This is a genomic window from Taibaiella koreensis, from assembly GCF_003545715.1.
Lineage (GTDB): Bacteria > Bacteroidota > Bacteroidia > Chitinophagales > Chitinophagaceae > Taibaiella > Taibaiella koreensis.
The window spans coordinates 70,504-95,124 of record NZ_QVNU01000012.1; the positions used below are offsets into that span (position 1 = coordinate 70,504).

Here is a 24,621-nt window from a genome sequence, read left to right on the forward strand (position 1 = left end):
AAGTCCATCCTTTTTCATCTGTTACGGTAAAAGATGCCGGTCCAAAACCAGGGAACCATTGGCCGTCACGGTATAGAAACTCTCGTTCTCCGTATGGTATTGGGAAGCCGCTGCACCATAGGTGCCTGAAGTGGCTATCAACCGTTTGCCATCCAAAGCAAAACGGTCGCTTGCCGTCAGGGAGACACCGGCTACATTCTTGTCGTTGTAGATCGTGTTGGCTACCCGCATGATCGCCGAGATACCGGCAAGGGACCAGCCCATGCCCATGATGCCGTTGCCATTCTGGCTGCTGTAGCTGAGCGACAGTGCCGGTTGCATGCCATTGATACCGGCTGGTATTTGTATGGGCACATTGTAGTTGACCCCACCCAGGTCCGATACGTTGAAATTACCGTCTATGCCGGGTCCGGCAAGCGTAGCAGGCGTACTGCCGCCATTGTTCCCGCCAGGATTGTTGTAGACAGAGCCGGTAAGCGCAAACTGATCAAAGCGGAAAGTCGCGTTGCTGCCATGAGCACCACCGCTAAGCACAAGCACAGCGTGAATAGTGCCAGAAAGATTCACTACCGGGTTGGCAAAGGTGATCGCGCCAGTGCCCTGTACAGGATTGCTCCCACCCAGTATATCGACGAAAATGCTACCGGAGGCCACATTGATATTGTTGATCAGCAGGTCCCAATGGTTGTAACCTGTGCTGCTGCTTCGGTGGTAAAAGCTGACCCCGGTGAGCGAAATAGCATACTGCGACCCTACATCAAAGGAAAGGTCCAGCGACTTGGTACCGGCAGAAGCATTGTTAACAGCCAGGGCATAGTTCCCCCCCACGCCATTGTAAGAAGTCCATGAGCCGGAATTCAAGGTCCACTTACTATTGGACAGGTGGCTATCCTGCGCGGTGGGTGCAAACACATAGGGATTTGCGTAGGGACCAGGGCCGGCCTGGTCAAAATTATGCTGGTAAAGAAGGTTCTGGGCCTGCGACAAGACGCAGCTATATAGCAACAGAACAAAGGTGATGATAGGCCTCAAAGTACCCATAGGATTATTTATTGATCTGATTTTATAATAACGTGTACAAAAGAATACAAAAATCAAATCAAAAAGAATACCCTAAGAAGATGTTAATGCTAACATAATATTGTATCCAACCTGTTGGCCGTGTATCGGTCCGGAAGATAAAAATGTAGAGCGCGTGTCACAGCAGTGAGCGTATGAAACGACAAAGGGTTTTCAGAAGGGAATGTTTGAAAACCCTTTGCTGGTTGGATATTGTTGGTGTTTTCACCAACAACGGCAGTTCATGAAAAAACGGCCGGCGATAACCACAGATAAGCAGCACTTCCGTTGGAAAAACATCCAAGCCCGGCTAGTCGTTCAGCATCAGGCAATAATCCCAGCTAAAATCGCCGGTTACATAGCTCAGCAGCACCAGAGCCACACCGGCAATGCCTTCGATGAGGTTATACCCTGCTTCATAGCTGTCGGTTGGTGCGTGATACATCTTATAGCCGGCCGGCCCATCTTCATAGGTAGCAAAGCGCAGTGTCTTCTGTATCCAGAAATCTGTAGCCTCCTTAAATACCGGCTCTCCGGTATAGTGCCATAGTTTGTTGTAGATATACGCTACTCCAGAGCTGCCGTGGCAAAAGCCGGCATCCATGACCTGCGTTTGTTCAACGGTCCGCCTGTTAGCGGTTTTCCGCAATACTTCCAGTGCAAAGGACGTCGTTTGCCCGTCGTTAAAATAAATACCGGCCTGGTATAAAATATAGCCAATGCCCAGATCACCATAGCACCATGCCAGGCGGCTGTACGTATCTTGCTCCCCTTCTTCCGGCAGGAGGCCGGGGAAATAATTAATAGAAGTGTCCTTGTTCGCGCGACCGACGATAAGGCCGGTTAGTTCCCGCGCCAGCGGTGCGGCAACATCAGTGCACATGCCTTGCTTACAGCATTGCAGGCAAAATTTAAGCAGGGAAGCCAACCCATGAGCCAAGCCGGGGTTGAACAGATCGTAAACGATAGCATCTTTTTCCGAGTCATATTGCGGGAAGCGATCGCCTTTCCTGATGCCAGCCAACCCCTCGAAAATTTTCCGGAAATATGCTTCCTCCGCGCCGTCCCAATACAAAAGACAATAGGCTATACCCAAAGCGCCGTGCAGCATATCCCAGTCAAGCGACTTCAACTGCGCGAGCGCATAAGCCTTCAGCGCGGCATCCTCGAAGCAGATCGCTTCACCGGTCTCCTGGTCAATGATATCTTTCTTTACCAGAAAATGATACAGCCAGTTAAGCCCTGCATGCCCACCGCACATACTCATACTTTTATTGGAAAACTCTTCTTCCACCAGGGCCTCAAAGGGCAACACTGCTTCAAACTCGATACCCTGCCATGTTGTATACAGGAATTGGTACAGGTACATACCCATGCCGCCGCTCAACATACCTCCCGTTTGGTAAGCGGATGTAGAGGGCGCCTGAACGTCGAATAGCTGCTTCAGCTTAGCCGCAATGACCTGCTGCATGTCCATAGTGTCAGTCAAATTTCCAGGAGCGCATTCTTCTGCTTCCATATTGCTTAAAAAAGATTAAACCGTCGAGGTCGGGCCTCCCGGCTTTTGAAGAGATACATTTGTCTTTGTTGGGCAGCACGCCTATTTGCATACCGGGTTGACGATATAAGCGTTCCCTGATGCGATCAAAGTCTTTTTCCGGAAAGAAAAAAGCGACACCGTCGTTGTAGCGCCTTTCCTGCCGCCAGGGCCAGTCACCATGGCATTCATAGTATTGCAGCCCTACTATAATGGTCTTGTTCTTCACCGGCGATGCCTTATCGGCGCTTAACCGTGTTCCGAAACCTTTGAGGTGACCAAATCCATACATCGCCAGGAATTTAGGCGATGCTTCCCCATTGGAGAAACAATAACGGTATAGGGACAGGAATCCGTTAAAAATGGTTTTATCCGACCTGCCTTTTGTCCCCACAATATTGCTTGCCATCAGGGCCAGGTCGGCATAGTAAGGGCCGAAGTATTGTTTATAGTAAGCAGCGCTATCCCCGTTTAAATACCGGTCCAGCACAGCGTTGAAAGCAACGGCATCGTCCCGTGTAATGGTATCCCGGGCGGCATATGCTGCTATAACGCCATACAGCCGGTTGGGTTCCGGCGCCAGCTTCCCCCCTATCCTTTTAAGACTCAGGGAAAGATTGTCCAGGTCGTCCACATCCATATAGTCGATCCCGTAAAATTTTATTCTCTTGCCTTCCGGCTGCCTTTGATTAAAGGCATAAATGTCTTTCAAGACCTGGTAAGAAGCTTTGGGCCGTATCTCCGCTAAAAGCCGCTCGTCACCGGTCGATAAATATTCATTGAACAGAAAACAGCTGGCGTGCGGCAGCTCATTGACGATGTTATAAACACCCTTTGGCTGCAACGTCTTCACCAGTGCCAGCAACAGGTCGTTGTTGGCAATGAAATTATGCGTTTCCCCGATTAAGTAAAAGTCGCCGCCGGGCAAGGCATCGAAGAGCTCATGCGTAAGCGAATCGATACTCGTTCCCAGGTGCAATCCGCTATCGACACAGTTCCTGTCACCAGCCTTTACGACACCGGCTCTGTTCAGGCATAGCAGCAATAGCAGGAATACGCATCCCACCCTGTATTTTTTGTGCGCTTGCATCCGGTTTATGAAAAAGAGGTTAAACAGATACTCTGAAAAAAGATCGCCCGTGTCAGGCAATGAGCACGGGCGATCCTATAGGTATTAGTTTTCGTAAGGCCTGAATGTAGACTGGCAGTTAGAGTTACCGGCACAAGAAACCCTTGCACAGGAATTCCTTTGGCTGCAGGCATTACCGATAGACAAGAAGCCTACCTGAGTGCCTGTTGTCGGCTGCTCGATAACGATCGTATTTGCATCGCCACCGTTGATGTTAGCCATATTCTCGTTAGAAAGGTTGCTTACTTTTTCTTTGTGCAGCTGCAGTTTCGCAGCATTCAGCTTAACTTTTTTCATGTTTCTTTCAGATTTTTTATTGATTGAATAAAATCCCCGGTCATCATGCGCATGCATGTTTGCTCCGCCTGCGGCGGCCACGTTGAGACAGAGAGGCACAACGTTCCTTCTTTGCTTTTTCTTAGGGTCAATTGAGGAATAAGCCCGCCATTTTTTGCGCAAAAAATATCTACACTCATGTAGCGTATGCTACATAAGAAAATCGCAGTTCAGCAAACAAATATTAATTGATGGAATTGTGGCGCCTTGCCCGGATATATTTCCGTCAGGAGGGCTCCTGGTTCAGCAAACCGCCGTAAAGAATTGCCATAAAATAATTGTTTAATGTTTGGTAAAGTTTTTATAAACTTGAAGCAAACGTATTGTTTATTTTATTACAACGCAAAAAAAGTTTATCAATTTTACTGATAAAAATTTTGCAATAAAGCGATCACAATCAAGCTTATCGGAGGTAAAGCAAGCCTGGCGTGCCGGGTCGCTTTTTTGTGCTTAAAAAATGACAAAAGCACTTTTCAAAAAAATTAAAAAGCGGGCTACCCGTAATGTCAGGCAGCCCGCTTCTCTTCCGGTCGTTCATTATCTGCCGGAGCAATCGCAGCCAACACGACTGGCACTGACGCAGAAAGATCCGTCGTCGTGGCTATAGGTCGGCAGATCGCAGCCTTTGGCGCGGGTACAATTGATCGCTGAATCGACGACAACTATGGTGAGCTTAAAAATAGACTCCTCCTGGCCTCCGGAAACGCTCTTCATATCCGTTATTTTTTCTTTTTGCAGGGACAATTTTTTGTTCAGGTCGAGCTTTCTTTTTTTCATTGTTTGGGATGTTATGGTTAAAAAAAATGGTGAAATGGTCGTGTCTTCCTTTTGGCCTTGGGCAATGATACACTCCTGCCCGGCTGCTGATGAAAGCACAACAAATCCGGAGCGATGCCCCTACGCAATAGCTTTCCCCACCGGGCAAAAAGCCCGGCATATAGCTCGCAGCAGGAATGGGATTGTGCTTGCCGGGCAGCAAGTGCTGATGGCCTTACCCCGTCCCTTATCAGCAGCCGTTTGGCCGCGGACAGGTAGCAAACATGGTACAGCCCGATGCTGTAGGCGTGCAAAGCGGATTGCCGCTGGCGCCGCCCAGCAGCTTTTGCCGGCCGGCGCCCAGGCTGCCGATGATGCGCTTGTCCAATTGCAGTTTCCGTAAAGAAGGCTGTTTCTTTTTCATATGAAAAGGTGTTTAGTGAGGTAAAGATAGCAGTGGTCACTGCATCCTTTGTGCAGTAAGGTTCCTGCAAGCAAAAAAAGAGGTCCGTGTCCGGACCTCTTTCAACTATTTAGCTACAGGTAGCTTATTTTACTTCTTCATAATCTGCGTCAGCAATGTTATCGCCCTGCTCTGCATTACTACCCTGGCTTTGCTGCTGCTGTCCGGCATCGGCGCCGGGCTGTGCACCACCCGCTTCCTGGCCGGCTTTGTATATCTCTTCGCTGGCAGCGCTCCATGCAGTGTTCAACTCTTCCATAGCCTTATCCAGCGCATCGTGGTTCTGGTTCTTGTGCGCTTCTTTCAGGTTGTTCAGAGCGTTTTCGATGGTTCCTTTTTTGTCGGCAGGGATCTTATCGCCGTATTCCTTCAACTGCTTTTCAGTATTGAAGATCAGGCCATCGGCCATATTCATCTTCTCTACCTGCTCACGCACTTTCTTATCGGTCTCTTCGTTGGCCTTGGCTTCGTTCTTCATCTTTTCGATCTCGTCCTTGCTCAGACCGCTACCTGCTTCAATACGGATATTCTGCTGCTTACCGGTACCTTTATCTTTGGCCGTTACGCTCAGGATACCATTGGCGTCGATGTCGAAGATTACCTCTACCTGGGGCACGCCACGGGGCGCCGGCGGTATACCATCAAGGATAAAGCGACCCAGCGACTTGTTCTGGTTGGCCATAGGACGCTCACCTTGCAGCACATTGATCTCAACGCTCGGTTGATTGTCGCTGGCAGTGGAGAAGGTCTCGCTCTTCTTGGTAGGAATGGTGGTGTTGGATTCGATCAACTTGGTCATTACGCCGCCGTAGGTTTCGATACCCAGCGACAGTGGTGTTACGTCGAGCAACAATACGTCTTTTACGTCGCCGGTCAGCACGCCACCCTGTATTGCAGCGCCGATGGCTACCACTTCATCAGGATTCACACTCCTGTTGGGCTTTTTGCCAAAGAATTTCTCCACTACTTCCTGGATCTTGGGGATACGGGTAGAACCGCCCACCAGGATCACTTCGTCGATATCGGAAGTGCTCATACCGGCATCCTTCAAGGCCTTGCGGCAAGGTTCTAATGTACGCTCAACCAGGCTGTCGGACAGCTGCTCGAATTTTGCGCGGCTCAGTTTGCGCACCAGGTGCTGGGGCACGCCATCCACCGCTGTAATATAAGGCAGGTTGATCTCGGTTTCCTGTGAAGAAGACAGTTCGATCTTCGCTTTTTCAGCAGCTTCTTTCAAACGCTGCCATGCCATAGGATCTTTGTGCAGGTCCATGGTCGGCATATCTTTCCGGAACTCTTCGGCGAGCCAGTCCATGATCACTTTATCAAAGTCGTCGCCACCCAGGTGCGTATCGCCGTTGGTCGATTTTACCTCGAACACGCCATCGCCCAGTTCCAGGATCGATACGTCGAAGGTACCGCCACCAAGGTCAAATACGGCTACTTTGCTATCTTTATGCTGCTTGTCCAGGCCATAAGCCAGGGCTGCTGCGGTAGGTTCGTTGATAATACGGCGCACATTAAGACCGGCGATCTCACCGGCTTCTTTGGTTGCCTGACGCTGGGCGTCGTTAAAGTAAGCCGGTACGGTGATCACGGCTTCTTTCACTTCCTGGCCCAGGAAATCTTCCGCAGTTTTCTTCATTTTCTGAAGCACCATAGCCGAAATTTCCTGTGGGGTATACAGGCGGCCATCGATATCCACGCGGGTGGTATTGTTATCCCCTTTGACTACTTTGTAAGCGTTATGGGTCATCTCGTCGCTTACTTCATCAAAGCGGCGGCCCATATAACGTTTAATGGACATAATGGTCTTGGTAGGGTTGGTGATCGCCTGACGCTTGGCCGGGTCGCCTACTTTACGTTCGCCATTGTTCAGGAAAGCCACGATAGAGGGCGTGGTACGGCGACCTTCATCGTTGGCAATTACTACTGGCTCGTTACCTTCCATTACGGCAACGCAGGAGTTCGTGGTTCCTAAGTCTATTCCTATTATTTTGCTCATAATTATGTGATTAAAGGGCATATCTGCAATACCCGGTTCTTGTTTTTTGCTATTATTTTATCTGTCAACTTATATGCCATTCCGCCCGGAAATGAAACATTGTCAGTTTCCGTGACAAAGAATGGTAGGGCTGCAACAGTCTACGGTCAAAATGAGGCCGTCCTGCAAAAAGATCATGCCTTTTTGCAGGGGCAAAATGCCATTTCCGGCAGGAACACGTTGGCGGAGGGCGATATGCCATACTACAAAACCCTATCGGGCGTTAAGTAAAAGCGATTATCCTGGTATAGAAAACAAAACCGTTCCTGGCGCTTGGGCATGTCGAAAGGACAGCTATATATGGCGCTTCGACGAGGCCGGTAGCCATTACCGGCAAAGGCGACTAATGTTTCCGATACCGGATAGCCGGTTACATAAAAATCACATCGACCATGTCTACACTTTCTCTGCGCCGTGCCTACAAACTTCCTGGCCGGCTCCTGCTCGGCACCGCAACACTGGCTCTGACCAGTTATCTGTTCTATAGCGACGAAGGCTATTATGATTTCCGTTGGATGGGCAATCCCGGCAACTGGATCGCTTTTATATTATACTTTGTCCTGTTGCTGGCACCGCAGATAGGCCTGCACGAGCTGGCGTTATATATTTACCCGGGAGGACGACGGCGCACGATGCTCAGCCTGTTGTGGGCTGCTTTGATCAGTCTCGTACCCCTATATGTCGTTTTTCGCTAAGCAGCGAAACGATGAGCAAGCTCCGGATCACAGGCGCTTTGATGGCAACAACTGAAAACATAAAGCCATCTGGCGGATAAAACAATAAATCACGACGACTTATCTTAAATTTGCCCGTTTAAAAGCACAACTTCCGGAATTTTGAGCTCCCGATTTATTTTTTATCCACTCCTGCTGCTCCTGTTGCTGCCGGGCCTTTGGGCCGGCGCCCAGGTAATGAACTCCAATCTTGACCCGGCGGCCCAGCAGGCCAGTATGTTCAATAAAGGGAAAGACAGCAGCACTTTCAAACAAAGCGACTGGAAGGAAGAGCATGCCCGTATTTATTACAACTACCTGAATTCGGCAGTGACCCATTACCCAGATACTTTGCTGGGCAGCTTTCACCGTTACCAGCCGCGGCAGCCCTGGTGGATCAAAGACCTGGGCAACTACGGAACCGCAGCGCGCGATCCCTTTTTTACCCCCGATATCCCTATGGGCCTTAGCCTCGGCTATCATATTTATGATGTATACCAGTTTACACTCGACAGCCTTCAGTTTTTTAATACTACACGCCCGTATTCCGCCTTCTCCTTCATGTTGGGCAGCAAGAACGAACAAAATGTGGAGATACTCCATACCCAAAACATAAGCCCCGGATGGAATATTGCCGGCCGGCTCCACTACCAGAGTGCCCAGGGATTTTACAAGCGTCAGAAAGCCAATGGTATAGCCGGCAGCTTCAGCACCAACTATACCAGCAAAAATCAACGCTACTACGTCGCCGCGGGACTGGTATATAACCGTAACAAGCAAAATGAGAATGGCGGGATTCCTAATGTCCGCTTTCTTGACTCTTCTTCTTTTGGCGATCGCCAGCTGATCGACGTCAATCTGCCCGGTATCGTTGCCGGTTCCCAGAATTCCGCTGTCACTAATGTGCTGCGGAAGATGGATTTTTATATCCAGAATAATTATTCCTTTGGCAAAACCGATACGCTGTACACCAAAGACTCTACGGGTATGAGCCTGCAGTTCACCCCACGTTTCCGGATTAAGCATCAGCTCCAGATCCATTCGGAACGCCACATTTTTAAAGACATGGCGCCCGGTACCCAACGCTACCGGTTTATTGATAGCTTTGGCTTTACCGGAATAGATACTGTAGTAGGCATACAGAACTGGTTTTATGTAGATAATAAGTTTAGCTTAAATGGTTTCATAGGTAAGAGGAAAGAATTGGTACAGCTGGAGGCCGGCATCGGTAATCGTATCGATCGCTTCAGTACGCAATACGTTAGCGGCTCCGACCAGCAGTCCAGCGTTGGCAATTATCTTTTTGGTGAGCTAAAGAAAGAAGCCTTTACAGCAGGGCAATGGAATTATCTCGCAGCAGCGACGCTATTTTTTACCGGCGATGCCACAGGTAATTTTGACATCAAGGCCTCTGTAGGCAAGGACCTGGGCAAATGGGGCATGTTCTCAGGCGGTTTCCGGCAGAACCTTAGCAATGCACCTTATGCCTACACCAGCTTCCGGACCAATTTTTACAACCGCACCTTCAGCTTTGACAAAACAAGCACAACCCAGCTCTGGGCTACAGTAGGTCTTGAAAGTATTCAACTTGAATTAGGAGTAAAAAACAACCTGATAACCAACTATATATATTTTGACTCCGATCTAAACACAAAACAACAGAGCGAGCCCTTCTCTGTCTTGCAGATCTTTGGACGGAAGCTGTTCCGGCTCGGCGCCTTTACCCTGGACAACGAGGTGGCCTGGCAACAGCCCACGGGAAATGCACCGGTCAATATACCGGCCCTGTTGCTGCGCCACAAGCTGGGCATTGAAACAGCCATGTTCCGGAAAGCCCTATACGTCGCTATGGGGCTAGAAGTAAAATACCATACGCCTTATTATGTAGATGGTTATACACCTTACTTCAATCAATTTTTCTACCAAAAAGACTATAAACCTAGCAATGCACCCGAATGTAGCGCCTATTTCAATTTTAAGATCAAGAGCTTCAGAGCCTTTGTTCTGGCCGAGCAGCTGCAGCAGTTTTTTACAACCAATGTGATCCAGGCTGTGGGCGACACACCTGGCGCTGTATACCCGGCACCCAATGCCATGTTTAGATTTGGCTTTACATGGATATTAATAAATTAATAACAATCAGTAAGATAACAAAATAATGACCGAAACCGAAGAGCAAGATTTACCGCAGGAAGAGGAATGGGACGCCGATGAGGAGAGCGCAGAAGAGTCCGGCGAACCGGACTCCAGGCTACCCGTTGAAAAAATGCGTATCCAGCTCAGCGGCAAACAGGAGCCTATACGCATCGATAAATACCTGATGAACCGGATCGAAGGCGCCACACGCAACAAGATCCAGCAGGCTATCGATGATGGGATGGTATTGGTGAACGGCGAAAAGATCAAATCGAACCATAAGGTAAGACCGAACGAAGAGATCGTGATCTACGACAACCGGGAAACGATACCTACCGATATTATACCCGAGGAAATGCCCCTGAAGATCGTTTATGAAGATGAGGACCTTATGGTGATCGATAAGCCACCGGGGCTGGTCGTACACCCCGGTAGCGGAAATTATACGGGCACCCTGGTGAACGGCATTGCCTGGTACCTCAACCCTGCGGATGACAAGTCCCGGATCATTGATCTTCCCCGGGTTGGGCTTGTACATCGTATTGATAAGGATACCAGTGGTTTATTACTAATTGGTAAAAGTGAAATTGCGATGCAGGATCTCGCAGCGCAATTTAAAAAGCACACCGTGCACCGGCGCTATGTGGCCCTGGCCTGGGGCGACTTCACGGAAGATGAAGGCACCATAACAGCCCATATAGGCCGCAACTTACGTTTCCGAAAGAAGATGGATGCCTTTCCCGATGGCGACCACGGTAAGCATGCGGTGACCCACTACAAAGTACTGGAACGCTTCCACTATGTGAGCTTGCTTGAATTCCGCCTGGAGACCGGCAGAACGCACCAGATCAGGGTGCATACCCGCCTTATCGGTCATCCGCTGTTTAACGATGCGACTTATGGCGGCGACCGGATCGCCAAGGGGACCATTCATGCCAAATACAAGCAATTTGTCGAAAATTGCTTTAAAATATTGCCCCGCCAGGCGTTGCATGCCCGGGAGCTGGGCTTTGTTCATCCCCGCACCAGGGAAAAGATGCTTTTCGAATCGCCGGTACCCGACGATATGCAGCAAGTGATCGACCGGTGGCGGCGCTACATCGGCGCTCAGGGCCAAATGTCGTATCTTTAGACAGCAATTACCTTTTCCCTCATGAAAAAGATACTCGTTCTGTTTTTGCTGCTATCCTGGGCCTGCCTGGCCCAGGGGCAAAAAATACTAACGGTCGACTTTGATGAGGTTAAAAAAGAGACCAGCGATCCCTCTTCCCCTTTCTTTTACGATACATTGGTAAACAATTTCTTAAAAGGGGATACTTTAAGTGTACAGGAGCTTCGTTACCTCTATTACGGTGCTGCCTTGCAACCCAATGGCAGCCTTCGTAATCTTAGCGATATCGGCGGGCGGCATACAGATTTCGACGGCTATTTCGAAAAGCAGCAGTTCAGGGAAGCCTTATCGCCCGGACTGGCCGTGTTGCGTGAGGACCCCGTCAACATACGGATGAGCTACAATATGCTGGTCTGTTATCATGAGCTGGGCATCAGGGATTCGGCGCAGCTTTTTGCCCGCCGGTATTACGGATTACTCAAGGCGATACAGTCCAGCGGCGACGGCACTACAGTGCCAACGGCATTTGTGGTCACCCGGATACCCGACGAATATGATGTGGTGCGTGAGGCTGGTTTTGCATCTGCGGGACAAACCTTGCTGACGCCGGAAACCGGCCATACCGACAAGATTCATCTGGACACGGCGGCGCAGGAGCAGGAACCCAAAATCCCGGCCCTCTATTTTAATATTGAGATCTCATTCATTACCATGCGCCAATTGCTGGAAGGGAAAATACCGCCCCCTCCCGAAAAGCCCCGCTCTAAAAAATAAACGCCATTTCCATCCTTAGCCAGCATACCGCCCTTGTAAAGCAGATCAGTAGCCGTCTCGGATTTGACTACTGCGGCATTGCGCGTGCCCGGCAGCTCGATGAGGATGCCCGCCGGCTGGAGCAATGGCTGATGAAAGATTACCAGGGCCATATGGGTTATATGGAGCGCCATTTTGATCTCAGGATAGACCCAACCAAGTTAGTACCTGGTGCTAAATCTGTTATCACCGTTCTATTAAACTATTTTCCAGAAGAGCAGCAGCAAACCGACACACCCAAGATCGCTAAATATGCCTATGGCAAAGACTACCATGAGGTGATCAGGGCCAAAATGAATGAATTCCTGTTCCTGTTGCGCGAGGCATTGGGCGATATCGATGGACGGGGCTTCGTTGACAGCGCTCCTGTGCTGGAAAGAAGCTGGGCAGTGAACAGCGGCCTGGGCTGGGTGGCCAAAAACGGTAACCTGATCCATAAGCAGGCGGGTTCCTATTTTTTCATCGCCACGCTGATAACCGACCTGGAGCTGGAATACGACGATCCCTTTGCCAAGGATTACTGCGGCAGTTGCCGGCGCTGCATCGATGCCTGCCCTACCGGTGCCATCGTATCGCCGTCGGTAGTCGATGGCAGCCGGTGCATTTCCTACCTTACCATAGAGCTCAAGGAAGAGCTGATTGCGCCGGAGTTCAGGGATAAAATGGAGGGCTGGATGTTCGGTTGCGACATTTGCCAGGACGTATGCCCCTGGAACCGCTTTGCCCGTCCGCACCAACAGGAGGAATTGCTGCCTATCCCTCAACTGCTGAACCTGAGCACCGCCGAATGGGAGGCCATGGACGAAGACACTTTCCGCACATTACTCAAGCATTCCCCGCTGAAGCGCAGCAAGTGGAAAGGCATACAGCGCAATCTCCGGTTTCTTGCCCCGGAGTAATATTACATGCTCATGTATTCATTTTTCATGTATTAAAGTTTATATTTGCCTAAGCGCGTCGTCTTGTATTTGCATGGCGTGCATTTGCAAAAAAACAACTCATGAAAAAAATCTACATCCTACTTTGCCTATGCGTAGCCGGCCTATTGCCCTCTGTTCACGCGGCCAATGGCGATACAACCATTGTACAAGGTCATAACGATGTCATTATTCAAACCGATCCTTCCGTAGGACAAACCCTTTATCCTGCCTGGTCGGTATTCCCGCCGGCAAGCACGCCTTACCGTAAGATTTATGCGCATCTCTCGCTTAAATGTCCTCCCAACCTTAACTGCGGCGAGTGGGATTACCTCAATCATATTTTTATCGGGAAAACCGGGGGTATGGCAGGCGATTCGCTGGGTTACGAGCTGGGCCGTTTTATAACGCCTTATGGCAACTATTGGAAAACCACGGCCACCAACAACTGGGAGCATGGCTGGTGGATCGATGTTACGGACTGGGGCTACCTGCTGCACGATTCCGTGGAGCTCATCTATAAGCATACAGGCTATGAAGCCCAAAACGACAGGGGCTGGCTCATTAATCTGCAATATTATGTAATAGAAGGTCCGGCCATCCGCGATTTTGTCCGTATGGATACTTTATGGAACGGTTCTTTCCGCTACGGCGACGCGGCTGCTCCCATTGAAGACAAGCTCAATGCCCGCAACCTTACACTGGCGCCCGGTACGGCCAGCGCCCGGCTTTGGATCATGCAATCGGGCCATGGCAGTGATGATGCCGACCAATGCGGCGAGTTCTGCGCCAAGAATAGAATGGTCAAATGGGACAACCAAACGGTGAATACGCGCCTGGTATGGCGCGAATGCGGCTTCAACTCGCTTTATCCACAGGCCGGCACCTGGCTGCTGGACCGCGCCAACTGGTGCCCCGGCGCTTTTGTCGATCCCGACTGGGTAGAAATAGGTGAACTTACCGGCGGTAGCAACCACAGCATCGATATCGATATGGAACCTTATACTGCTACGGCAGATTTCGGCAATATGTTCTTTACCACATACCTGTTCGAATATGGCGCCCCTCATGCCCAAGTCGACGCGGGCATAGAGCGCATTATTGCACCCAGCACCGACCTGGAACAAAAGCGGATGAACCCCATATGTGGCCAGCCCATCATTAAAATAAGGAATAACGGCGCCCGGGCGCTCACTTCGCTGGCCATCGAATACGGCCTGGCCGGCCAAGCCAAAGCCACCTTTCAGTGGACCGGAAATCTTGCCTTTGGCCAGTCGGAAATCGTTACCCTTACCAATGCCGTTCAATACCTGCTCCAGGGCGATGCGGTATTTGAAGTGACCCTGAAGCTGCCCAACGGCGGTACCGACGAGTACACCCTGGATAACAGCGCCAGCAGCCTGATCAAAAAAACAGATGTGCAGCCGCATGCTTTTATCGTGGAATTTAAAAACACCAAAGCCAACCAGGAGAACAGCTACAAATTCATAGAAGCCCAAACCGGCCAGGTGGTACACCAAAAGGGTATCAACGATTTCCCGCTGGCTACTACCCTATATCGCGATACAGTGGTATTGGCAAAAAACACCTGCTATATTTTAGAGTTCTCAGACGAGGGCACACCACTGGCAGGGGGCATTGATCAGAATAAAGACGGACTTACGTTCTGGTTCTGGGATGCTTTGGCACAACAATACCCCCAATATCTTCAATACCTCGATAACGACGATGGCAGCCTGCAGCTAAAGGATTACCATTCCAATGCCAGTCTGCTTAATTTTTCGGGCACTTATAACCAGGGCAAAGGCGCTATCCAGAAAGCCGACTTCGGCACCAAAATTGTTTACCAGTTCAGCACCAGCAACGAAACGGTATCTGCCGGCACGGTACAGCAGCTGAATGCCGATATAGACGTTTATCCCAATCCGTCGCCCGATGGCTTGTTTGCGATCAGCTATCATATACCGGGCAATACCGGAGCACAGCTGGAAGTACAGGACATAAGGGGCACGGTTGTTCTGCAGGCACAGCTTAAAGGAGAAGGCGGTGTGTATGCGCTGGATCTTAAATCGAGGGCTAGGGGTATGTATACCTTAAAAATAACATCGGGTAAAGCGGCTACGGTCCGTAAACTTGTGACACGCTGATCAAACCCGGGCGGTCCCCGCTACTGGCAGCGGCCGCTTAAGCTGAAGACCAGCAACCAGCAAGACCCAGCAAACGGCAGCCTTTTTGCCGCTCATCATCATAGTACAACGGCATATTATATGACATGATCATGTAGTACGCCGTTTTATGCATTTGTCTCATCTTTGCTTTTAACTTTTTATTTATTTGTCCAGGAGGACGTTCTTGTTTTTTAATAGCATTTCATGAAAAGATTTTACACAAGCCTTATCGCGTTTTTTGCTGTGCTGGGCGTTGCACAGGCCAATCCGGGTGATACCACCTGGGTTCAGGCCAACGATGTGCGACTCGATTATTTCAACAACTTTGACACTACGGTCACTTTTCCCGATGGCAGCCTTAGCTATCGTAAAGTATTGATGGAATTCACCCTGGGTTCTTATGCTTGCCCTCCCGGTTCGACATACTGCCACCAGTGGGATTATACTGTGCTGAACTATGTAATGACCCCTGCCGGCGATACTGTTGAGATGAGCCGCCTGATCACCCCCTTTGCCAATACCGGCTGGTCGCGCTTTCCTGCCACCTGGAAACAGCCTTATCTTTTCGATGTGACCGATTATGCTTCGCTGCTGAAAAATTCCGCCAGCATCCGCATTCATTACTCGGGTTATTCCGGCGGTTTCACGGCCAATATCCGGTTCGCCTTTATCGAAGGAACGCCCGATCGTAACGTAGTAGGCTACGATAAGCTATACCAGGGGTATTTTGACTATGGCAACAACGCCAACCCGATCAACAGCCACTTCCCTGTACTCAATAAGACAGCGCCTGCCGGTACTGTATCGGCCGAGCTCAAATTCCTGGTAACCGGTCATGGCAGCGATACGCTGAACCAATGCTGTGAATTTGACACCCATGCTTACGATCTGTACCTCAACAATACAGCGATTGCCAACAAAGTAGTGTGGCGCGACAATTGTGGTGTGAACCCACTGTATCCCCAGGGTGGTACCTGGATCTACGATCGCTCCAACTGGTGCCCCGGTGCACAGGTTGGCCCCATCGTGCATAAGCTGCCGGGCATCACCGCAGGCAGCAGCTACAACATCAATCTCAAATTTGCCGATTATACAGCCTTGCCCTCCACAAAAGGCTATGGCGGCTATGAGTCGCATGCGGCCGTTATCTATTATGGTGCGATCAATAAGACACGGGACGCTTCCCTGGAAGATATTATAGCGCCCTCGCTATATCCCGACCATTTCCGTGAGAATCCCAACAGCAATACCCCCAAAGTGAGGGTACACAACTCGGGCAGCACTCCCATTACCGCCCTTACATTTTCCTACTGCGTAACCGATTCTGTACAGCAGCAATATACCTGGAATGGCACGCTTGCGCCGCTGGCCGATACCGAAGTCGTATTCCCGGTGCTCAATACCCTCACCAACCTGTCCAACAGCGGTACATCCGGCACTTTCGGTTTCCGCATGAAGATTATCGGCGTGAACGGATCGCCCGACGAAGATGCGACCAACGATTCGTTGTCTTCTACTTTTGTTGCAGCGCCCAAATGGCCCGGCGACATCGTGATCAACTTGCGTACCGGCGACCTGGGCAGCAATGGCAACATAGGACAGAACCCCTGGCAGGGTACCTGGAAGATAACCGATATGGCGGGTAACACCGTTCGTCAGCGCAACGATGCTTCCTGCAATACTACCTATAACGACACGGTAGCCCTACCCGCGGCCGGCTTCTATAAAATAACCCTGAGCTCCCCTTTCTGTATGGGTTTCCATTGGTGGCCTTATGATGGCACACCTCAAAACCCCGGACCGATCAAGCCGGGCGGACTGATCGTAAAAAACCTGGGTGGCGCGAGCCTGCCGATGAAAGGCTATGTGTATGCCGGCAGCACCCTGGCCGACCAGGGCCAGCATGACGACTTCGGTTGCGAATATACCCAGTACTTCTATGTGGCCAGCGCCGGCGTGACCAGTATCGATGAGCTGGCGGCGAGCTACGGCTTGTCTGTATACCCCAACCCGGCCAGCGACCAGATCCATATAAATGTATCGGGTACCAATGTTAAAGAAGCCACGGTAAGCCTGGTGAATGCCCTGGGCCAGACTGTCTATACACGTCAGACCCGCGACAAAGCGATTGTTATCCCTACAGGCCAATTGCCTGCAGGCCTTTATACCTTGATCTATAACGTTGGCGACAGCCGCAAGGTGGAAAAAGTAGTGATCGCTAAGTAATTCCACTTATAGTTAGTATCCAAAAGAAAGCTGTCCGGGTTAAACCGCGACAGCTTCTTTTATATCTTTACCCCGCAGACATAAACGGAAAATGACTTTGATAACTATCCCGATATAGGAAACAAAACCGGTCCTTGGGCCTATCGAACTTTTCTCACCGAAGGTAAAGGACTATTATAAATGGTGCTTCGACAGGCTCAGCAACCGCGATTGGAACAATGTTGCGCAATGTTTCCTATATCGACATAGTCAGAATGACTTTTATGAAATTAATGAGCAGTTGCCTGGTACTTATCCCTATATGCGGCTGTGTATACGATCCGCCGGTAGGATTCATCACCATTAACAATAATTCAAATTCGGTTGTGTATACCCGGTATTCGGATACCGATTATATGAGGCCCGAATACGCAATGAAGGCATTTACGATCAATACGCACATGTTTGATGAGCGGGGAAAAAGAAAGGATTCGATCGTTTTTCCCGAATACCGCGCCCTTCCCCATGGAAAAGCCTACCTGCATGGCTTTGGTACGCTGGAGAAGAGACAAATCCCGGGTAGTAAAGAAGCCGTTTATCTATTTTTCATCAGCGAAGAGGCATTGAAGACCAAAAGCTGGACGGAAATATGCGAAAGTAACCTGTACCTGAAAAAGATGCGCTTTTCAAAGCATGTGCTGGATAGTCTTGATTGGAAAGTGACCTATGAATAACCTGCTCTTGCCCGCATAAGTATAGCGGTGTATGAATATATTGGTCCCATGAACTTTTCCTGGCGGCCGGAGCGCGATCAGCACAACAGGCTCATTATAACCGATCCGGACAAGAGCAGGTTGGACCTGATTTTAAAACAGTTTCCGTTTTAGCGGCAATACAATTGTGTTTTTGACATTTTTGCACTAGGTTTGAAGCTTAAATCTCTAATTAAACAATATTAGATGGGTCTATTTACACGAAAACCACTTGATCTTTTACTCGCGGAAGCGGCCGACAGTGAAAAAGGGCTGAAGCGTAGCCTCAGTGGCGGCGCATTGGTCGCCTTGGGTATAGGGGCCATTATCGGCGCCGGCTTATTTGTCCAGACGGCCGCTGCGGCTGCGCAGAGTGCCGGCCCTTCCGTTACGATCGGGTTTATATTGGCTGCTATTGGTTGTGCGTTGGCCGGCCTGTGCTATGCCGAGCTCTCCTCGTCTATTCCCATCTCCGGCAGCGCTTATACTTATACCTATGCGACACAGGGCGAGCTGCTGGCCTGGATCATCGGCTGGGACCTGGTGCTGGAATATGCCGTGGGCGCCGCCACGGTAGGTATCGCCTGGAGCGAATACCTGAACAACCTCCTGGTCGAAGTGCTCCATATGAAACCCATTGCCTATCAGTGGTGCCATAGTCCTTTCCAGGTTTCCCCCGAGGGCGTGCACGGCATTATGAACTTGCCGGCCCTGGGTATCGTTACGCTCATCAGCCTGCTGCTCATTAAAGGTATACACGAATCGGCCCTGGTCAATAACCTTATCGTTATCGTCAAGGTGACCATCGTGGTGCTGATCATCGTGCTGGGCTGGGGCTATATCAATCCCTCCAACCATGTACCTTATATACCGCCGCCATCCAAGTATATAGACCACGAAGGTGTCAGTCATAATTTCGGCGGCATTATGGGTATACTAGGCGCCGCAGGTACCGTATTCTTTGCCTTCATAGGCTTCGACGCCGTGAGTACCGCCGCACAGGAAACCAAAAATCCCAAGAAAGCAATGCCTATGGGTATCATGGGCTCCCTGCTGGTATGTACCGTATTGTATATTCTCTTTGCGCATGTGCTCACCGGCCTCGTGCCGCTGGAGTTTTTCCGCGATCCCAATAAAGGCGGAGAAGCCTCTGTGGTAGCCGCTATCCGTGCGGGCATGCCCGCCGGCTATAGCTGGTTGAGCAAGTCGGTCACCGTAGCCATCCTGGCCGGCTTCTCTTCCGTGATCCTCGTGATGCTGCTGGGGCAAAGCCGGGTATTCTACTCGATGAGCAAAGACGGACTGCTTCCCGCCGTGTTCTCGAAAGTGCATCCCAAATTCAAAACACCTTATCTGGGCAACCTCGTGATCCTGATCCTGGTGGGCGCTTTCGCCGCTTTCATTCCCGGCAGTGTTGTAGGCCATATGACCAGCATCGGTACACTGTTTGCCTTTATCCTGGTTTGTGCCGCAGTGATCATCCTGCGCAAGAGCGCGCCCGATCTGCCTCGCCAGTTCCGTACCCCGATGGTACCCCTGGTGCCGATACTGGGCATTATTGCCTGCGGCCTCATGATCTTTGGCCTGGGTTGGGAAAACTGGCTGCGCCTGATCGTATGGCTGCTCCTGGGCTTTATCATCTATTTCGGATACAGCCGCCACAAAAGCAAATTGAACAAGCTTAAATAATCGTTCCTGGTTTCTTTATAAAAACGAACGAGCTGTTCCTTCCAGGAGCAGCTCGTTTGTATGATACGAAGGGCAACACATCGGATCACTGGTAATATACCTGACAGCTGTTGCACCAATAGCTGACCCGGTTTGTCGTTCCCGGTATTCCCTATGAAATAGTCCCCGGCATAATTGCTGTCCGGTATATCGTGTTCCGGCAGGGAATATATTTAGTGCCTTAAAGGCATTTTATCATTTGCGGTAACACAGAAGGGACGAGCGATCAGGCCAGCAGGATAAAAGCAGCATACAGCAGCATCATGCCATCGATGCACAGCAGGTAAAATATATCGGTATTCACCTTGCGGGAAAGCAGGAGCATCGCTTTGGTACATAAGGTGATCACGAAGCCACCGGCCAGCCGGGACACGATGGGATAACGCAGGTATTGCCACACCGCGAGCGCGCAGAACACGATAAGGCATGCATCCATAAGCCGGAAGCTTGCCTGCAGCCCTATAGCATTGGGCAAAGTGTAAATACGGTGCTCCTTGTCGGTTTCCATATCCCTGATGTCGAAAGCGATGCAGAGCGGCAACATCAATACGAAGCGCAGAAGGAACTCCACTTCGTAGGCCCGGAAACTCTTGCCATAGCCGAACATTGGCATCAGCACCGTAACACAGGTCCATACCAGCGACAGCAAAATAAGCTTGAGGATACCCCAATCCTTGAGCCGCTTTTTTTGCGGGAACGGCAATACCGGAAGCGAATACCCCAGCGACAAAAGGCCAAGCCCTATGCTGACGGCGATAACCTTTAACGGCAGGAAGAAGAGGCAGATAAAAGAGAGCAAGCCACCCGCCAGGATCAACAGGGGATGGACCCAGCGATGCTGCGCCGACCAGTCGGCACGGTCCGAAACACCCGCAGGAAGGTCTTTAATAAAATAATGGATATTGTAAATGGCCAGTGTATTGGCCGCTACGAAACCATGAAGAGCCGAAAAGAAGGCCGGCGTAGCGCCGGTCAGCAGCTTTTCGGTCGCCATGCATAGCCCCACTGCGCAACATGCAGCAAACAGGCTGGTGTATAATATCCACTTTAATACCGGCAAGAAGGATGGCCGTTTTGTTTAACCCTGGTTAATCGCGGGCAGGCCCGTCAAAAGTATAGCATTTTTCTTACTTTTGCCGACCTGTGAAGCATTATAGAGACAGCCGGAAACTTAATTTTGCCCGGAATATTATCCTGAAAGTGATCGATTTCTTCCATCCGCCCTTCAGCAGATGGATACCGATCCAGACTTTTCGCTATATTGCCTGTGGCGGTAGTGTGACCGTGCTCGGGCTTCTGCTGTTCTTTATCGGCTATAACTACATCCTGCCGCCCTATCTCGTGACCCGGGTCATTAATGGCAAAAGCGAAGAAGTGCTGCCATTGGGTGAAAGCCTTACCATGACCCGCTATATCGGCGCTTACGTTATCTCCTTTATGATAGGCTTCCCGGTTGGTTTCTTCCTGTCGAAGTTTGTCGTTTTCCAGGAGTCGCATCTGAAAGGAAGAGTACAGCTGTTCCGATATGCCACGCTACAGTTCGTCAACATTGTGCTCAATTATTACCTGCTGCACTTTTTTGCAGGATGGTGCGGCTTTTGGGCCACACCATCACAAACACTGACCACGGCTATTCTCGCGGTGTTCAGCTATTTTTTTCAGCGCCATATTTCTTTCCGCACCAAGAAGGATCCGGCCATTATGGGCATACCGGCCATCGAGGAAGAGAAGGCCTGACCTGCCTCTCCTTTACCGGTTTACCGGACTTACCCCGAACGGCTTAAAGTAAACATTAAAGCCACCCGGTATACGCACCTTAACATGTTTACCTCCTGCCGTTGCCGGCTGCCAGGAAGGGCTTCCATCGATGATCTTCTCTAACGCGCGTGTATAATCGGCGATCAGCGACTTTCCCCTCACATTTTCGTACAAGGGGCCATCGGCTGAGATTTGTATGTCGTAATAGCGGATTTTCCCTTCTGCGTCGATCACAATATTGGTTACGGCAATGGAGCGTATGCTATCCGGGATATCGGAAAACTGCTTCCGGAAGGCGTTTTCAGCATAGCTGAAAAGCTCTTTTCCATCCTTATTGAATCGCGCCTTAACAATTGCCGCATCATCATTGTTATACACGATATCCTGGTCCATTTTGTGAATCATTGGCCCCAGATTTACACGGACAGTGGTCATTTCTTTAGTAGTGGGGTCTTCTACCAATACACTATCGAACGCCTCTGGTGTCCAGTAAAAGTCATGGCCCCGGAAATGAGTCTTGTCCCCTACTCTTACGCGCTCGTTGTTGTCGGCCGGCTTAGCGGCCAGCAGCAGGCCGGCGCATATGGCCGGGATCCAGAAGCTATACTTCCAGGCTTGTGTTTTTCTTTGTTGTGTTAACATGGCGATCCTGTTTTTTATGGGTGAGAAATGAAATGAGTGAGCGATCGCGGGCGTTCCCTGCAACAAGGTCTGCTGCAGCAGAAAATGTCCGTAATCGTAGGCGGTGTCGCCCGAGGCCAAACGGTCGGCCTCATATTCATGCACCAGCCGTAGCAGGTGACGATAGCGCCATACCAGTGGATGGAACCAGAACAGCGTACAACCAAGCTGCATCAGCAATACATCGAGCCAATGCTTACGCCGGTTGTGCACATCCTCATGCCGGAGCACAAAGAGCAACTCCTGCCGGCTATACTGTTCCGGCGTGGCGATAAAGATCCAGCCCATAAAGGAAAAAGGGGCGTGCGGCCGCCGGTTGCTGTGAAAAATGCGAAAGCCTTCCATTTGCTTAAAGCTGCCGTAGATAGCTGTCCGCAGGATATACACCAGCCCGCGCAGGCTGACGACCGCCATGGCCAGTACGCCGGCTATATAGATCCCGAAGACCACCGCCTGCCAGCTGATACCGGCTTGTACCCTTGCTTGTGGCGCTGCCACTGCCGGCAATACATAAGGGTATACCGGCCGCAACAAATTGCCGGCCAAATTGCCCGTACCGCTGCCAGCGCCCGGCAAGGTCAGCGGAAGCAAGGGAAACAGGGCGCCGGCCAGCAGCGCCGATAACAGGTATAGCCGGTTGAGCGTAAATGCCGGACGGTTGCGGTAGAGCAACTCGTAAAGGACAAGCAGCAGCGTCCATATGAGGGTCGCTTTGAGGAGATAGGTCTGCATGGCTGTTTATTTTTTAGGTTTGAGTTGCTCCAGCTGCTTCATCAGCTGGTTGAGATCTTTAAGATTGATCTGGTTCTCTTCCACCAGGAAGGATACCAGCTGTTTGGGCGAGCCATTAAAGTAGTTACCGATCCATTGCTTTAACCCGCTCTTGGTGTAGTCTTCTTTAGCAATCAAAGCAAAATACTCATGGGTCTTGCCATAGGCTTTGTGCCCTACAAATCCCTTCTTTTCGAGGATACGGACAACCGAGGATACCGTACTATGCGGTATATCGGGATCGCCCAGGGCTTCGATAATATCGCGGACCAGGCATCTTTCCTGTTCCCAGATGATCTGCATCACCTGCTCTTCCGCTTTGGTCAGTGCTTGCATAACGTTTCAATTAGTTAATTGACTTTAAAATAAGCTTATTGACGTAAAACTACGTTATAAAACGATAAAAAGCGTCAATCAGGAAAATTTTTTCTAAAAAAATTTTTTCCCTATCGAAAAAAGGAAGGAATTATTGCAGCATCTCTGTGGGAAGAAAACCCCTGCAGGGATGCCTTCAGGAAGACTTGGAAAAGACATAAAAGCCACGCAGATGCACTTTGACCAGCCGGCGCCGCAGGGTAGCGGGATACCAGGCGGGACTTGTATCAATGATATGGCTAAGCGCCGCTCCATAAGGTTTGTAGGCAGGACCAGCCTGGTTGATATCATAGTCTTTATGATCAATCATGCAGCTGATATCATAATACCTGATCTTTCCTTGCTCATCGATCACGAGGTTGTCGATATACAAGCTGTAGAGACTATCGGGGAGCTGCGCAAAACGCTGCCGGAACTGCGCGATGACATAGGCATAAAAAGCATCAGCGTCTTTGCCAAAGCGCGCCGGTTCGAGCGCTTCATAGTTATTGCTGTACACTTCATCGCCGTCCATTTTATCAATTTCCGGAGCCCTCTTTGATATAAGCCAAACTATTTCGCTGGTTACAGGATCTTCGACCGTCTGACTATCCCTGTCTTCGGGCGCCCATAAAAACGTATGTCCCCGGAAGCGGGTGGTATCGCCTGTTCTGATACGGCTGTCTTCTTCATTGGGTCTGGCTGTTGCCAGGAAAGCGTTGGCCATTACAATGGCTGTAATGGCGATCCGGATGAGGAATAGGTTCATAGCGCTTCGATTATTAAAAAGGGAAATCCTAATACGGAAGTTAAGTATAAAAACGGCCCGACGCCACAGTACATCGGCCGAAAGGACATGCCGGTACAAAAATTTTTTGCTGGTCAAAGACGAAACCTTACCTTTGCGGACTTCCTGCTACCGGCCTCGTAGTACAATGGATAGTATAAGAGTTTCCGAAGCTCCAGATTCAGGTTCGATTCCTGACGAGGCCACAGCCACCGGGAACATTCAGCTTAACTTGAATGTTCCCGGTTTCTTTTTTGCATTGCCTTGCTACTGTATACAAATTGGATCAAGCGGAATATCTGGGGGATTTCAAAAAAAGGACTTGCTTTGCGTCTAAAATCCAAACGTTTTGTCCAATCCCTATTTAGAGTTAATTAGCCTGACCCTGCCTGAAGGGTTACCC

At 50.2% G+C, this 24,621-nt stretch carries 22 protein-coding genes and 1 tRNA gene; 12 read left to right on the forward strand and 11 right to left on the reverse strand.

What is annotated here, in order from left to right:
- Positions 1–21: 21 nt before the first annotated feature.
- The 7 genes from DZK30_RS25295 to dnaK form a co-directional block, all read right to left on the reverse strand.
- Entirely contained in the window at positions 22–1,041 is a 1,020-nt protein-coding gene (locus DZK30_RS25295; RefSeq protein ID WP_162903463.1) for a SpvB/TcaC N-terminal domain-containing protein, read from the reverse strand.
- A gap of 328 nt (positions 1,042–1,369) precedes the next feature.
- Positions 1,370–2,536 carry a lanthionine synthetase LanC family protein gene (locus DZK30_RS25300; RefSeq protein ID WP_162903464.1) on the reverse strand — a complete coding sequence of 389 codons (1,167 nt, stop codon included), beginning with the start codon at positions 2,534–2,536 and terminating at the stop codon, positions 1,370–1,372.
- Positions 2,537–2,540: 4 nt separating this feature from the next.
- Positions 2,541–3,686, reverse strand: coding sequence for a hypothetical protein (locus DZK30_RS25305; RefSeq protein WP_118976993.1), 1,146 nt, complete (start codon positions 3,684–3,686; stop codon positions 2,541–2,543).
- Between the two features lie 84 nt (positions 3,687–3,770).
- On the reverse strand, positions 3,771–4,022 hold the full coding sequence (locus DZK30_RS25310) for a class I lanthipeptide (RefSeq protein WP_118976994.1): 252 nt from the start codon (positions 4,020–4,022) through the stop codon (positions 3,771–3,773).
- Between the two features lie 576 nt (positions 4,023–4,598).
- Entirely contained in the window at positions 4,599–4,838 is a 240-nt protein-coding gene (locus DZK30_RS25320; RefSeq protein WP_118976996.1) for a hypothetical protein, read from the reverse strand.
- A gap of 229 nt (positions 4,839–5,067) precedes the next feature.
- Positions 5,068–5,241 carry a class I lanthipeptide gene (locus tag DZK30_RS26190; protein ID WP_162903465.1) on the reverse strand — a complete coding sequence of 58 codons (174 nt, stop codon included), beginning with the start codon at positions 5,239–5,241 and terminating at the stop codon, positions 5,068–5,070.
- Between the two features lie 124 nt (positions 5,242–5,365).
- Complete coding sequence (gene dnaK, locus DZK30_RS25325; RefSeq protein WP_240432994.1) at positions 5,366–7,285, reverse strand: molecular chaperone DnaK; 1,920 nt, start codon at positions 7,283–7,285, stop codon at positions 5,366–5,368.
- A 39-nt stretch (positions 7,286–7,324) separates the two neighbouring features.
- On the opposite strand from dnaK, the gene DZK30_RS25330 reads away from it, so the two are divergent.
- From DZK30_RS25330 to DZK30_RS25375, 10 genes are all read left to right on the forward strand, one after another.
- Positions 7,325–7,555: a hypothetical protein gene (locus tag DZK30_RS25330; RefSeq protein ID WP_162903466.1), complete on the forward strand. Its 231-nt coding sequence runs from the start codon at positions 7,325–7,327 to the stop codon at positions 7,553–7,555.
- A gap of 161 nt (positions 7,556–7,716) precedes the next feature.
- Positions 7,717–8,019 carry a hypothetical protein gene (locus DZK30_RS25335; RefSeq protein ID WP_118976999.1) on the forward strand — a complete coding sequence of 101 codons (303 nt, stop codon included), beginning with the start codon at positions 7,717–7,719 and terminating at the stop codon, positions 8,017–8,019.
- A 141-nt stretch (positions 8,020–8,160) separates the two neighbouring features.
- The gene (locus DZK30_RS25340) at positions 8,161–10,170 is read left to right on the forward strand and encodes a putative porin (protein ID WP_118977000.1); all 2,010 of its coding nucleotides are present in this window, start codon (positions 8,161–8,163) and stop codon (positions 10,168–10,170) included.
- A 25-nt stretch (positions 10,171–10,195) separates the two neighbouring features.
- The gene (locus tag DZK30_RS25345) at positions 10,196–11,305 is read left to right on the forward strand and encodes an RluA family pseudouridine synthase (protein ID WP_118977001.1); all 1,110 of its coding nucleotides are present in this window, start codon (positions 10,196–10,198) and stop codon (positions 11,303–11,305) included.
- A 21-nt stretch (positions 11,306–11,326) separates the two neighbouring features.
- On the forward strand, positions 11,327–12,058 hold the full coding sequence (locus tag DZK30_RS25350) for a DUF4919 domain-containing protein (RefSeq protein WP_118977002.1): 732 nt from the start codon (positions 11,327–11,329) through the stop codon (positions 12,056–12,058).
- Positions 12,059–12,102: 44 nt separating this feature from the next.
- Positions 12,103–12,996 carry a tRNA epoxyqueuosine(34) reductase QueG gene (gene queG / locus DZK30_RS25355; RefSeq protein WP_262706935.1) on the forward strand — a complete coding sequence of 298 codons (894 nt, stop codon included), beginning with the start codon at positions 12,103–12,105 and terminating at the stop codon, positions 12,994–12,996.
- 101 nt (positions 12,997–13,097) lie between these two features.
- Complete coding sequence (locus DZK30_RS25360; RefSeq protein ID WP_118977004.1) at positions 13,098–15,161, forward strand: T9SS type A sorting domain-containing protein; 2,064 nt, start codon at positions 13,098–13,100, stop codon at positions 15,159–15,161.
- A 225-nt stretch (positions 15,162–15,386) separates the two neighbouring features.
- Positions 15,387–17,408 carry a T9SS type A sorting domain-containing protein gene (locus tag DZK30_RS25365; RefSeq protein ID WP_118977005.1) on the forward strand — a complete coding sequence of 674 codons (2,022 nt, stop codon included), beginning with the start codon at positions 15,387–15,389 and terminating at the stop codon, positions 17,406–17,408.
- 263 nt (positions 17,409–17,671) lie between these two features.
- The gene (locus DZK30_RS25370; protein ID WP_162903467.1) at positions 17,672–18,121 is read left to right on the forward strand and encodes a hypothetical protein; all 450 of its coding nucleotides are present in this window, start codon (positions 17,672–17,674) and stop codon (positions 18,119–18,121) included.
- Positions 18,122–18,346: 225 nt separating this feature from the next.
- Positions 18,347–19,828, forward strand: a complete 1,482-nt coding sequence (locus DZK30_RS25375; RefSeq protein ID WP_118977007.1) for an amino acid permease — start codon at positions 18,347–18,349, stop codon at positions 19,826–19,828.
- A 265-nt stretch (positions 19,829–20,093) separates the two neighbouring features.
- On the opposite strand, the gene DZK30_RS25380 is transcribed toward DZK30_RS25375, so the two are convergent.
- Complete coding sequence (locus DZK30_RS25380) at positions 20,094–20,861, reverse strand: UbiA family prenyltransferase (protein WP_118977008.1); 768 nt, start codon at positions 20,859–20,861, stop codon at positions 20,094–20,096.
- A gap of 149 nt (positions 20,862–21,010) precedes the next feature.
- Between DZK30_RS25380 and DZK30_RS25385 the strand changes: the two genes are divergently transcribed.
- On the forward strand, positions 21,011–21,604 hold the full coding sequence (locus DZK30_RS25385; protein WP_118977009.1) for a GtrA family protein: 594 nt from the start codon (positions 21,011–21,013) through the stop codon (positions 21,602–21,604).
- Between the two features lie 12 nt (positions 21,605–21,616).
- Here the strand turns inward: DZK30_RS25385 and DZK30_RS25390 are convergent, their stop codons facing one another.
- From DZK30_RS25390 to DZK30_RS25400, 3 genes are all read right to left on the reverse strand, one after another.
- The gene (locus tag DZK30_RS25390) at positions 21,617–23,038 is read right to left on the reverse strand and encodes a M56 family metallopeptidase (RefSeq protein ID WP_118977010.1); all 1,422 of its coding nucleotides are present in this window, start codon (positions 23,036–23,038) and stop codon (positions 21,617–21,619) included.
- A gap of 6 nt (positions 23,039–23,044) precedes the next feature.
- Positions 23,045–23,413, reverse strand: coding sequence for a BlaI/MecI/CopY family transcriptional regulator (locus DZK30_RS25395; protein WP_118977011.1), 369 nt, complete (start codon positions 23,411–23,413; stop codon positions 23,045–23,047).
- Positions 23,414–23,588: 175 nt separating this feature from the next.
- Positions 23,589–24,200 (reverse strand): hypothetical protein, encoded by a 612-nt coding sequence (locus DZK30_RS25400; RefSeq protein WP_118977012.1) that lies wholly within the window; start codon positions 24,198–24,200, stop codon positions 23,589–23,591.
- 152 nt (positions 24,201–24,352) lie between these two features.
- Between DZK30_RS25400 and DZK30_RS25405 the strand changes: the two genes are divergently transcribed.
- A tRNA-Arg gene (locus tag DZK30_RS25405) sits at positions 24,353–24,424 on the forward strand.
- Positions 24,425–24,621 lie beyond the last annotated feature (197 nt).

Bases quoted from the DNA above. Each gene is read 5' to 3' on its own strand.
- DZK30_RS25295 (WP_162903463.1), bottom strand. From the start codon at position 1,041: ATGGGTACTTTGAGGCCTATCATCACCTTTGTTCTGTTGCTATATAGC.
- DZK30_RS25300 (WP_162903464.1), bottom strand. From the start codon at position 2,536: ATGGACATGCAGCAGGTCATTGCGGCTAAGCTGAAGCAGCTATTCGAC.
- DZK30_RS25305 (WP_118976993.1), bottom strand. From the start codon at position 3,686: ATGCAAGCGCACAAAAAATACAGGGTGGGATGCGTATTCCTGCTATTG.
- DZK30_RS25310 (WP_118976994.1), bottom strand. From the start codon at position 4,022: ATGAAAAAAGTTAAGCTGAATGCTGCGAAACTGCAGCTGCACAAAGAA.
- DZK30_RS25320 (WP_118976996.1), bottom strand. From the start codon at position 4,838: ATGAAAAAAAGAAAGCTCGACCTGAACAAAAAATTGTCCCTGCAAAAA.
- DZK30_RS26190 (WP_162903465.1), bottom strand. From the start codon at position 5,241: ATGAAAAAGAAACAGCCTTCTTTACGGAAACTGCAATTGGACAAGCGC.
- dnaK (WP_240432994.1), bottom strand. From the start codon at position 7,285: ATGAGCAAAATAATAGGAATAGACTTAGGAACCACGAACTCCTGCGTT.
- DZK30_RS25335 (WP_118976999.1), top strand. From the start codon at position 7,717: ATGTCTACACTTTCTCTGCGCCGTGCCTACAAACTTCCTGGCCGGCTC.
- DZK30_RS25345 (WP_118977001.1), top strand. From the start codon at position 10,196: ATGACCGAAACCGAAGAGCAAGATTTACCGCAGGAAGAGGAATGGGAC.
- DZK30_RS25350 (WP_118977002.1), top strand. From the start codon at position 11,327: ATGAAAAAGATACTCGTTCTGTTTTTGCTGCTATCCTGGGCCTGCCTG.
- DZK30_RS25360 (WP_118977004.1), top strand. From the start codon at position 13,098: ATGAAAAAAATCTACATCCTACTTTGCCTATGCGTAGCCGGCCTATTG.
- DZK30_RS25365 (WP_118977005.1), top strand. From the start codon at position 15,387: ATGAAAAGATTTTACACAAGCCTTATCGCGTTTTTTGCTGTGCTGGGC.
- DZK30_RS25370 (WP_162903467.1), top strand. From the start codon at position 17,672: ATGAAATTAATGAGCAGTTGCCTGGTACTTATCCCTATATGCGGCTGT.
- DZK30_RS25375 (WP_118977007.1), top strand. From the start codon at position 18,347: ATGGGTCTATTTACACGAAAACCACTTGATCTTTTACTCGCGGAAGCG.
- DZK30_RS25380 (WP_118977008.1), bottom strand. From the start codon at position 20,861: ATGGCGACCGAAAAGCTGCTGACCGGCGCTACGCCGGCCTTCTTTTCG.
- DZK30_RS25390 (WP_118977010.1), bottom strand. From the start codon at position 23,038: ATGCAGACCTATCTCCTCAAAGCGACCCTCATATGGACGCTGCTGCTT.
- DZK30_RS25395 (WP_118977011.1), bottom strand. From the start codon at position 23,413: ATGCAAGCACTGACCAAAGCGGAAGAGCAGGTGATGCAGATCATCTGG.
- DZK30_RS25400 (WP_118977012.1), bottom strand. From the start codon at position 24,200: ATGAACCTATTCCTCATCCGGATCGCCATTACAGCCATTGTAATGGCC.